The 9,522-nt window shown below is 67.4% G+C and carries 10 protein-coding genes and 3 pseudogenes; 10 read left to right on the top strand and 3 right to left on the bottom strand.

Annotation, left to right across the window (positions count from 1 at the left end; all coding sequences use genetic code 11):
• The first annotated feature begins 161 nt into the window (after window positions 1-161).
• The 5 genes and pseudogenes from ACJA3G_RS05160 (at window position 162) to ACJA3G_RS05140 (ending at window position 4,052) form a co-directional block, all read left to right on the top strand.
• A complete protein-coding gene (locus ACJA3G_RS05160) occupies window positions 162-455 on the top strand; it encodes a hypothetical protein (RefSeq protein WP_406551666.1) in 294 nt (97 codons plus the stop codon).
• Window positions 456-853: 398 nt separating this feature from the next.
• Window positions 854-1,840, top strand: a complete 987-nt coding sequence (locus tag ACJA3G_RS05155; protein ID WP_406551665.1) for an NAD-dependent epimerase/dehydratase family protein — start codon at window positions 854-856, stop codon at window positions 1,838-1,840.
• 617 nt (window positions 1,841-2,457) lie between these two features.
• Window positions 2,458-2,609 (top strand): annotated as a pseudogene (locus tag ACJA3G_RS05150) (IS5/IS1182 family transposase); the annotation flags it as partial.
• 94 nt (window positions 2,610-2,703) lie between these two features.
• Window positions 2,704-2,988 carry a hypothetical protein gene (locus ACJA3G_RS05145; protein WP_406551664.1) on the top strand — a complete coding sequence of 95 codons (285 nt, stop codon included), beginning with the start codon at window positions 2,704-2,706 and terminating at the stop codon, window positions 2,986-2,988.
• Window positions 2,989-3,761: 773 nt separating this feature from the next.
• Entirely contained in the window at window positions 3,762-4,052 is a 291-nt protein-coding gene (locus tag ACJA3G_RS05140) for a hypothetical protein (protein WP_406551663.1), read from the top strand.
• 54 nt (window positions 4,053-4,106) lie between these two features.
• On the opposite strand, the gene ACJA3G_RS05135 is transcribed toward ACJA3G_RS05140, so the two are convergent.
• Window positions 4,107-4,451 carry a hypothetical protein gene (locus tag ACJA3G_RS05135; RefSeq protein ID WP_406551662.1) on the bottom strand — a complete coding sequence of 115 codons (345 nt, stop codon included), beginning with the start codon at window positions 4,449-4,451 and terminating at the stop codon, window positions 4,107-4,109.
• Window positions 4,452-5,005: 554 nt separating this feature from the next.
• Between ACJA3G_RS05135 and ACJA3G_RS05130 the strand changes: the two are divergent.
• The 4 genes and pseudogenes from ACJA3G_RS05130 to ACJA3G_RS05115 all read left to right on the top strand — a co-directional run.
• A pseudogene (locus ACJA3G_RS05130) lies at window positions 5,006-5,191 on the top strand (helix-turn-helix domain-containing protein); the annotation flags it as partial.
• Complete coding sequence (locus ACJA3G_RS05125; RefSeq protein ID WP_406551661.1) at window positions 5,154-5,435, top strand: helix-turn-helix domain-containing protein; 282 nt, start codon at window positions 5,154-5,156, stop codon at window positions 5,433-5,435. The pseudogene ACJA3G_RS05130 and the gene ACJA3G_RS05125, both read left to right, overlap by 38 nt.
• Window positions 5,436-5,477: 42 nt before the next feature.
• Complete coding sequence (locus ACJA3G_RS05120; RefSeq protein ID WP_406551660.1) at window positions 5,478-5,849, top strand: transposase; 372 nt, start codon at window positions 5,478-5,480, stop codon at window positions 5,847-5,849.
• A gap of 225 nt (window positions 5,850-6,074) precedes the next feature.
• On the top strand, window positions 6,075-6,617 hold the full coding sequence (locus ACJA3G_RS05115; RefSeq protein ID WP_406551659.1) for a plasmid pRiA4b ORF-3 family protein: 543 nt from the start codon (window positions 6,075-6,077) through the stop codon (window positions 6,615-6,617).
• A gap of 380 nt (window positions 6,618-6,997) precedes the next feature.
• Here the strand turns inward: ACJA3G_RS05115 and ACJA3G_RS05110 are convergent.
• Together ACJA3G_RS05110 and ACJA3G_RS05105 are read right to left on the bottom strand one after the other, a co-directional pair.
• Window positions 6,998-7,488 (bottom strand): annotated as a pseudogene (locus tag ACJA3G_RS05110) (alpha/beta fold hydrolase); the annotation flags it as partial.
• A gap of 626 nt (window positions 7,489-8,114) precedes the next feature.
• Window positions 8,115-8,312, bottom strand: a complete 198-nt coding sequence (locus tag ACJA3G_RS05105; protein WP_406551658.1) for a DUF5708 family protein — start codon at window positions 8,310-8,312, stop codon at window positions 8,115-8,117.
• Between the two features lie 470 nt (window positions 8,313-8,782).
• On the opposite strand from ACJA3G_RS05105, the gene ACJA3G_RS05100 reads away from it, so the two are divergent.
• Window positions 8,783-9,436, top strand: coding sequence for a hypothetical protein (locus ACJA3G_RS05100; RefSeq protein WP_406551657.1), 654 nt, complete (start codon window positions 8,783-8,785; stop codon window positions 9,434-9,436).
• Window positions 9,437-9,522 lie beyond the last annotated feature (86 nt).

Here is a 9,522-nt window from a genome sequence, read left to right as displayed (position 1 = left end):
CGTTGGTGGCTGCCAGGTCAGTGTGCAGGAGTTGGTCTCCGGTGAGCAGGTCTTCCTCGTCGGGGTCGCAGTAGGGGTGGGGCCCCTACTGCGACCCCGACGAGGAAGACCTGCTCACCGGAGACCAACTCCTGCACACTGACCTGGCAGCCACCAACGTCATGATCGCCCCCGACCAGGCCTGGCTCATCGACTGGGCCTGGGCCGCACGCGGACCCGCCTGGGCCGACGCCACCATCTGGGCATTCCGCCTCGTCCTGGACGGGCACCACACCCCCGAACAGGCCCATGCCCGCGCCTTGGACATCCCCGCCTACGCCGCAGCCCCCCGTCACGGCGTGCGCGTCCTCGCCGAAGCCGAAGCCCGCTCCTGGGAAGACTGGCAGGCCTACGGCACCCCCGGCCTGGAACGCACCGTGGCCGCCGCCCGCGCCTGGGCCGACTTCTGCGCCTGACCCACACCGATCCCCTGGCGCGCAAGACCGCCCCCACGCCACCGTCTTGCCACCCCCGGCTCATGCGGGTCCCCAGCGGCCTGTACCACGATTCAGTCCGCTCCGTCCGGGACCGGGCAGGGTTCGGGGCCCGAGCCGAGCCAGGTGGAACGCAGCCACTGGACCGACCGCCGCGATCTCCTTCCGGAGATCATGCGGGACTTCGACCTCAAGGACAACGGTGTTCAGCACGCCGTGTTCGGCATGACTTCAAGTGGCCAGTTGTGCTGCATATTTGGCCACAGCGTCCGACCGTGTGGGCGGCTGTGAAGGCATCTGCCTCTGTGCCCCATCGAGGACCATTACGCCCTCTGCGAAGCAGGGACGCCCCGGCTCACAGTCCGTGCTTGAGTGGCCCGATGAAGATCTTGGTATTGGGCGGAACGGCGTGGGTGGGCCGCGAGGTCTCGCGGCAGGCACTGGAGCGCGGGCACCGAGTGACGTGCCTGGCTCGCGGGGAGAGCGGCAAGGCAGCCGAGGGCGCGGTGTTGGTCGCCGCGGACAGGCGTGACCCGTCGGCGTACGAAAGCCTGGCGGGCCAGGATTGGGACGCCGCGATCGAGGTGTCGTGGCAGCCAGGCTTCGTCCGCGGGGCCCTGGCGGCGCTCGGCGAGCGGGCGGGCCACTGGTCGTACGTGTCGTCGGTCAGTGCGTATGCCTCGCATGCGCAGCCGGACGCGGACGAGTCGGCGGAACTGCTTCCGGCGGCCAAGCGGGACGAGGTCAGCCACGACGAGTTCGGGGAGGCCAAGGTGGCCTGCGAGGAGGCCTCGGTGGCCGCGGTGGGAGACCGGCTCCTCATCGCGCGGGCGGGACTGATCGGCGGTCCCGGTGATCACAGTGGCCGCTCCGGGTACTGGGTCGGCCGCGCGGCCCGTGAGCCGCTGGCCCCGCTACTGGTGCCGGCTTCCCCTGGCAATCCGACGCAGGTGGTTGACGCGCGCGACCTCGCGGCGTGGCTGCTCGACTGTGCGGAGAAGGGGACGACCGGAACGTATAACGCGGTGGGCCCGATCGTGCCCTTCGGGGAGTGGGTCGCACTGTCGCGAGAGATCGGCGGCCACACCGGGCCGGTGGTGGAGGCGGACGACGATTGGCTGCTCGGGCAGAAGGTCGTACAGGCCATGGGTCCGGAGTCGCTCGCGCTGTGGGTGGCCGACCCGGACTGGGCCGGCTTCAGCGCCCGTAACGGCGCTGCGGCCAGCGCGGCTGGCCTGCGGCACCGGCCCCGGGCGGAGCTGCTGGCGGACACCCTGCGCTGGGAAAGGGAGCAAGGCCTGGACCGGCCCCGCCGGGCCGGCCTGAGTATCGAGCGCGAGCGCGAACTCCTGGAGGCACTGGGATGAGGAGTCGTGGGGGCTCCCGCGAAACGTAGACGGGATGACCCAGACCGGGCGCCGCGCCTATTCAGGCACGGCGCTCAAGGCCTGGACGGCGGAAGGAGCCCCGTGGGCAAGATCCTGTTCCCTCCGTCTGTTTCACCCGGCACCGACCCGTCGGCCGAGCCGGTCTGCGGCGGATTCGGTGACAGGGTGCCGTGATACCCGGCTGCGGGCTGGAGATGGAGGGTGGCGTACTCCTACCCCAGCCCGGTACGCGGGCATTTCCTCGGCTGCCTGGCCGCATGGCCGGTCTCGGCCGATAGACCTCCAGCTCCGGGGCAGGCCGGTCGGCCCAGGGCGGGGTGCTGCCCCATCACGCAGCGACACTCCCGGGGGTGCCCTTGACGGGCCGCCGTGTCCTGCACGGCAGGTGACTGCGGCCTCGCGTCTGACACCAAGCATGGGGTCCTGACGCCTATGAACACCCTGTGCTCCGCCCCGGACAGCGACTTGCGCCCGGCAGCGACGGCGGCACGGGGCGCCACGCTCACGGGCAGGTGGTATCCGTCTCTGCCGGCACCGGCCAGGTCTGAGATGCCGTACCAACGCCCCACCGGTGTCTCCAAGTCCCGCAGCCGACCCGGATTACCAATGACCTCGGACCACTGCCCACGCTCCGGCCCAGTCGGCGGTTTCGCAACGACAAGGTGCCCGGAAACCGAAAAACTACCGGTACTCGGCCAACCACCAACTCGTCATCGACGCCGATACCCGGCTCGCCGTGGTCGTCGGCGGCTCCCCGGCACGCCCGCATGGGCGACGGGTCGGATGATGGCTGCGGTCCTCGTCATGCATCCTCTTGACGAACTCCGGTCTATGCTCGGGCGATGGCCGATGTCTCGAGGATGAAGACCGTTTTTGCCAGCTGCATGGACAACGCGGCCAAGGTCGGCTTCAGCCTTGTCGACGGTCGCGAGTTTCTCGGCTGGATCGCTGAGGTCGCGGACGATCGGGTATCGGTCGCTTGGGCACCCAGCCCGATCTTCATGCAAGCCGCGGGCGGCGAGAAGTGGAATCCGGACGATGAGTGGATACCGTTCAGCGCGATACTGGCCGGGACACTCGCGTGGTACGACACGTCTGCCAGGCGGTGGGTGACGTACCCGCATTGACCTTTTACTGACACGCCGTCATTCCCGAAGATCCACAAGCCGTCTTTGCTAGGAGTCGTTAGCCGAACTACGTCTCCCCGCGCCGGGCCACCACGGCCACCAGGTCGGCAACCACGACCCCGGGCCCCACGATAAATCCCGCCAGCGCACCCACCGTTCCCCCGTCTCCGAAGATCAAGAAAGCCAACCTTGCGCAGGATCTCACCCGGCGACGTCGTTGAAACCAGACACAGTTGACTTGGGCCGGCCTACTCGTCGTGGGCGGCGAGCCGTGCCGCTCGGGGCCACATCCAGACGGAGCGCTGCGCCCAGAGCCACTCTGCCCCTGTCCTCAGCAGAAGTGCAGCGCACCCTGACCAAACACACTTCGTCCCCCTGAGAGTAGGACGTGCTGCGGGGGTGTCAGCTGAGGATGCCGAGAACCATGCCTATGACGTTCGCGCCATAGGCCTTCCAACGGTGGGACGTGCGGCAGTACTGCCGTGGCCGCTTCCGCCGGTAATGCGGAATAAGGACACGGCACCACTTGCAGGGCAGGTCGCCGTGATACCTGCCGTCTTCCCCCAGTCGAGCCCGCCCCATGCGCTAAATCTTATCGGGCAAGCACGAAACGGCCCAAGCTGTTCAGCGGCCTTCCGCGTCGCCTCCAACAAATCCGGCTCGCCTGCCCGGGCATTACGGAGCCGGTGCCGGTACGCCCTGTACGAGGGTGCACAGAACCGGCGCCTGCGGCTGGGGCCACATGGCGTTCGCCGCGCTCAGGAGCGCCGTCCATGACCGACGAGAGGGGCGCGGCCCTCGGGCAGATGCAAGCCGGGACCAACGCGCTGCTCATGGGGCGCGTGGCCTGCGAGACACTCGCCGCCGTCTGGCCGCACCAAACCGGCCCGATGGCCGAGGCGCTCAACGGCGTCCGCAAGCGGGTCGTCTCCCCGACCCTGGCCAAGACCGAGTGGAGCAACTCCCCAGTGATCGACGGCGACGTCCTTACAGATCCACTCGATGGGTGGGCGGTCAGCCAAGACCACCCACCCCACGCCACCCGACACCTACACTCCCAATGAAGCCTCTGCAACAGGTCAGACAGCGAGGTGCTGCTGGGGTACCAGGTCGCCCGTTCAGTAGTACATGAAGGTCGGGATCAGGCCGCCGCCGCTGGGATTCGGTATCGTTACGAGCCCACCGGGGCCGACGCCTCTGCTGTTCGCAACGTTGACCACGTCGTAGACCGAGCCGTAGTTGCCCATCCAGTGCCACGAGGGGTCAGACTTCTGCGTCTTGCAGGCGCTGACGAGCTTGATGCCTTCTTGGGCAGTGAGAACTTGGTTGGCCCGCGGGGTGTAACAGCTGGCGTTCTGCGTTGTCGGTGCCTGTGGCGCTGGTGCGGCGGAAGCCGGAATCACCAAGCCGATCAGCAGGGTCGCGGGCGCCGCCGCGAGGGCGAGGGTGCGCAGTCGGTTCATGGTTGACCTCCCTAACTAGCCACCCATCTCGGAACCGAGATCTGCCTCTGGCCAGCCCACCTGTCTCGGAACGAGATCTGAACCGACCATAAAGTCGCCAGGTCCGGTGCCGCCATTTGGGTGCGCCCATTCGGGTGACGGCGCAGTGTCGTTCAAGGGACGACTCAGGGATTCTGTTATTCGGTTTGGGGGCGTCTGACCTGGAGGTTTCCACAAGCAGATCATGGGCGGTGAGGATCGCGGCGGCGACTGACGTGAGCTTGTCCGGACTCATACGGGCTGGTAAAGGTCTGCCGCAGATTCGCCACTGCCTGGTCCGGGAGATGTTGCGTTCGACGGGGCGCGGAGTGCCGCGTAGACGTTGCTCGAGGCCTTGTGCTTGTCCTGGGCGCACACGGTGCCGATCTGGAGCGGCCGGAGGTCCTGCACCTCCTGCTCTCGAAGCGTCCGAACCGGGCCGACCGGCAGACAACTGCCAGCGGGGAGCGCACGGGCGGGTGGCTGGTGCTGCGCCGCGGAAGTTCCGCCGATGGCTATCGGCTCGTTGACCGTGCATGGTGCTTGATCCTGATGATCGCTGTGTTCTGGAGGCGCGAGTACGCGCGGATACCACTGCGCAACGCGACGCCCGTCGTGCTCGCATAGTCCTGCTCGCCGTCGCCGGGTACTCGACCTGGCAGATAGCCGAGATCGTTCGGGTGGATGTCTCGACGGCGGTCCGCTGGCGGCACCGGTTCGCTCGGGAGGGGGGCCGGACTGGACGACCGGCCGCGCTCGGGCAGGCCGCCCGTCTACGGGCCGGAGGTGAGACTGCGGGTCGTGGCGGCAGCCACCAGCACCCCGCCGCACCCCTACGGCGGATGGTCGCACCGGTTGATCGCCGCACATGTGGCGGACACGGGCATCCGCATCTCTCCTCCTCCCAGATCGGACGCATGCCGGCCAAGCTGCAGCTCAAGCCGCATCGGGTCCGCGGCTGGCTGACCCGGCCAGCCGACCCGCAGTTCTTCCCAAGGCGGCTGAGGTGTGCGCCCTCGACCGGCACCGCCCACCGGGCACGTGGTGCTCTCGGTGGACGAGAAGACCGAGATGGCCGCCCGCTCCCGCAAACACCCCGACCGGCCGGCCCACCCCGGGCAGGGACGGCTGCGGGAGTTCGAGTACGTCCGTCACGGCACCGTGCCGGTCACCGCTGTTCTGAATGTGCATACCAGGCAGGTCGTCGTGGAGGAACTGCCGCGCAACGACTCCGCGCACTTCATCAAGTTCCTGGCCCAACTGGCGCGGTGCATCCCGGCCGGGCTGACGATCCATCTGGTCCTGGACAACGGCTCCTCGCACACCTCCAGGGCCACCCGGGCCTGGCTGCAGCGAAATCCGCGAATCGTGGCGCACTAAACCCCCAGCACGCCTCCTGGCTGAACCAGGTTGAGGTCTTCGTCGTCCTCCTGGCCCGCGCCGTCCTGCGCTACGGCGACTTCGCCTCCTGCACCGACCTGCCGGACAAGGTCACCAATTTCACCATGGTCCACAACGAGGCGGCTCGCCCGTTCCGTTGGAACTACGAGGGCCAGCCCCGCCAGACTGGGGACGAGAGCGTCGCCCCTGCGAAGGAACCGTGCCATGCCCGCTGACTCCGTCCTGCAGATCAAAGTCACCCTGGCCGACATCCGCCCGCCGATCTGGCGGCGGCTGCAGGTCCCGGCAGACCTCACTCTTGACCGCCTGCACCTGGTGATCCAGAGGGCGATGGGCTGGGAGAACTCCCACATGCACCTCTTCCAGACCCCGGCCGGCGACTATGGGCACCGCGACAGCGAGCTCGGGCACCGCGAGGAACGCAAGGTCCCGCTCCACGCAGTCGCGCCCGCCGTCGGCGACAAGATCAGCTACATCTACGACTTCGGAGACAACTGGGTACACCGCATCGAAGTGGAGAAGGTCCTGCCCAAGGACCCGGGCACTGCCTATCCACGCTGCGTAACCGGGCGTCGAGCCTGCCCGCCCGAGGACTGCGGCGGCACATGGGGCTACGCAAACTTCATCGAAGCCATCACCGACCCCGGGCACGAAGAGCACGGTGAACTCCTGGAGTGGGTCGGCGGTGCCTTCGACCCCGACCAGTTCGACGTCGAGGACATCAACAAACACCTTGCCGCTCGATAGCCATCGGCGGAACATCCGCGGCGCAGCACCAGTGCCCGGCAGTACCCCGCGCGCGAAACGCGTCCGAACATGCCGAGGAAACGCCTCGAGCGACTCAAGACCCGTGACGACCCACTGGTGTCCGGGTAGACGGCGACAGCTCTATAGAGGTCAAGCTGTGCTTGTCCCTCGACAACGCGCGGCGACGAGCCGAGGGGCCGACGCACAATAGTTGCCACCCAGCCACGCTTGTTGTCAGCGGCGTAGTGGAATGCCTGCGGTGCGCCCGCGTGGAGACGTGCGGTGTGACCGTTCGGGATCACCGAACAGACCAACATGCTCTGCCTCGGTTCGCGGCCACCCGAAAAGTACCGCCAGGCTGCCCAGGTAACCCCTCTGGTTCAGCTCTGAAGCGTGGTGAGCCAGTCGGTCAGCAAGCTGTTGACCTCGTCGGGGCGTTTCTGCTGGGACCAGTGGCCACAACCTTCCAGGAACTGGGAGGCCGACAGGCGCGGGAGGGTGGTGGGATAGGCGTGTATCGCGTCGACCATCCAGACGGTGGAGGCGTCCAGGGCGCCGCCCGATGAACAAGGATGGCTGTGTGAGCCCCGGGGCTCCGTGGTGCGGGGCGAGGCCTTCCCAGTCGCGGTCCATGTTGGATAGCGGTTGAGGGCGCCGGTCAGACCGGTTCGCTCGAACTCCCCTGCGTAGACGTCGAGGTCCTCCTCGCTCAACCATGGCGGGAGCGGGCCGTCGGGGAAACGGTCTCGCGCAGCCGGCCGCCCTGCGGATCGGGCTCGCCCTCGGCGGGCATGGTGCCGGCACTGAGGGCCGAGCAGAAGCCTGCGATCCAACTCCGGACGTCGGGCTCGATCTCCATTGTGGCGTGGCCGCGCTTGTGACAAACCTGGTGGCCTCACCGGCAAAGACCACGGCGCATCGGTAGGCCTCGCCCGCCACATCATCCGGCGCTGCCGGTGACAACCACTGAGCTTCGCCCACGGTGGCGCGGCATGGCCTGGATGCCCTGCCACCGCCCTGCCCCGTCCTCGCTCCCCCTTGCTACTGCGACATCCAGATCCGCATCCCGCCGCTGCGGCATGTTGTTCCGTTCTCGTCGACACCGGTCAGGTGAGCCGACTCGGGTCCCCTGCTTGAGCCGTCGTCCAACGGGATGACGAAGCGGTGCTCCCCGAAGTGGAGCGTGAGAGCGTGTTCGCCGTCTCCTCGCAGCCGTCGACGCCTCTGCCGATGTAGCAGCGCATGAGGCCCAGCGAGCCACGCGCGGGAAAGCGCCACGTACGCCCCTCGAACACCCCACGGGATCACTCAACGCACGCAGGACCGGCCCGTCGAAATGCAGCTCGCGACGTAGTCCCGCACGAAGCACACAGCGCTCACCTCCCGCCCCCCCGGCACCTGAAGTCCCTCAGCCGTGGCGTTCTCCCTGTTCACACACCCAATACTCCCAGCCAGGGTGACGGCGCTGACCACGCGGACATGCACTGAGCCTGACCTTCAGCTCCGGGAGCTGGTCGTCCTCGCCGCCTGGACGAGGCCCATGAGTACCAGACCGCCGCCGATGAACATCATGACCACCCCCACCTTGGTGAGGGTGAAGACTGGGATCTCGACTCCCTCGGTGAACAGCTTCAAGGCCAGGCCGATGAGTAGGGTCACAAATCCCTCGGTGAGGTTCTTGGAGGCAGGGCTCACTGCTGGACTCCTTATCTGGCAGAGACACACCACGCGTGCGCGCAGTGCGGGGGACGGGGATCAGCCTCATCCTAGGAAGGGCGAGGAGGACTGCTCGTCAGCCCTCTGAACGATCTTGCGCTGCATCGTTCGATGTACGGCGGCGAGGTGTCACCCCCTTCTGGCGGGCAGGGCGAGCGTATTCCTCGCCGACGGCGAGGACTCTTCCCACGTCGTGACAGGTGGCAGGGTGGCGGTTCTTCGAACCCGGCGGCCGACCGGGCCCCGGGCCGGGACGGTTTCGGTATACCGGCTGGCGAACCAGGCGTGGTGCGCAGGTTTCTGAGGCGCTTGCTGTGACGGATGGCCGGCCGGTCCGGCCGGTGGTGCGTGTCCGAGCAGTTGCCTTCCGCTCTTCACTCTCCGCTCTATCCGCGGCACGTTCCGTACGCCATAGTGGAACGAGGGGATTCGAGCGGGGGGAGATCTCCATGATCGAGCAGGCGTACGTGCAAGCTGCCGACCAGACCACACCGGCGGTCCAGGACATCAGGGATCGGATCTCGCAGGCGGTGGATGCGACGGTGGGTTCCGCCCGAGATCGCCTCACGTGCTGGTTGCAGATCCCGATCGACTCCATGTTCACGAAAATGATCGACAGTGATTGCCAAGGGCGGGCTCGAAGGGTCGGCGCGCTGTTGAGCCCTGAAACAGGGCTGCATGTGCCCTCGGATCTGTCGATGCCGTTCGAGATCGAGGGCAAATGGGCCGCTCTCGAGGAAGCGGTGAAGGCCGGTCGCGCCGTCTTCGTCAACGGCCCGGCCGAACACGTGGGTGGGAGCGCGAGCAAGTTCACCACGGGTTTTCATGTGATCGTCTTCCTGGCCGTCGGGCAGGAGCTCTCTGGACGCCGTTACTATCTCGGCTTCGACCCGGACGTCAGCGCCACGGCGGAGTCCCGAAGGATGTGGCAACCGCTGGTCCTCGGGGAAACCGAGAAGAAGGTGGCCACGTTCGATGACGTGAAGAGTGTTCGGATCATCAAAGCCATGATCCTCGGCGACGCGCAGGACGGATTCGGCCCGCTGATCCGCAAGTACTACGTCGAGACGGACAAGGCCTTCCCCAAGATCAGTCGCGTCTGAGCGGCGAAGGCCCGCTTCCCTGGCGGCCCGCGCCCGAGGATTCCGTCGGGTCCCTGTGCGTGCGTCGCCGGGTGAGCGAGACATTT

This window comes from Streptomyces sp. YS-3, from assembly GCF_045257485.1.
In the GTDB taxonomy this organism is placed as follows: Bacteria; Actinomycetota; Actinomycetes; order Streptomycetales; family Streptomycetaceae; genus Streptomyces.
This window is presented reverse-complemented; position numbering and strand designations above follow the sequence as displayed.

Bases quoted from the DNA above. Each gene is read 5' to 3' on its own strand.
- ACJA3G_RS05115 (WP_406551659.1), top strand. From the start codon at position 6,075: ATGCCCGCTGACTCCGTCCTGCAGATCAAAGTCACCCTGGCCGACATC.
- ACJA3G_RS05160 (WP_406551666.1), top strand. From the start codon at position 162: ATGATCGCCCCCGACCAGGCCTGGCTCATCGACTGGGCCTGGGCCGCA.
- ACJA3G_RS05125 (WP_406551661.1), top strand. From the start codon at position 5,154: ATGTCTCGACGGCGGTCCGCTGGCGGCACCGGTTCGCTCGGGAGGGGG.
- ACJA3G_RS05145 (WP_406551664.1), top strand. From the start codon at position 2,704: ATGGCCGATGTCTCGAGGATGAAGACCGTTTTTGCCAGCTGCATGGAC.
- ACJA3G_RS05135 (WP_406551662.1), bottom strand. From the start codon at position 4,451: ATGAACCGACTGCGCACCCTCGCCCTCGCGGCGGCGCCCGCGACCCTG.
- ACJA3G_RS05100 (WP_406551657.1), top strand. From the start codon at position 8,783: ATGATCGAGCAGGCGTACGTGCAAGCTGCCGACCAGACCACACCGGCG.
- ACJA3G_RS05155 (WP_406551665.1), top strand. From the start codon at position 854: ATGAAGATCTTGGTATTGGGCGGAACGGCGTGGGTGGGCCGCGAGGTC.
- ACJA3G_RS05140 (WP_406551663.1), top strand. From the start codon at position 3,762: ATGACCGACGAGAGGGGCGCGGCCCTCGGGCAGATGCAAGCCGGGACC.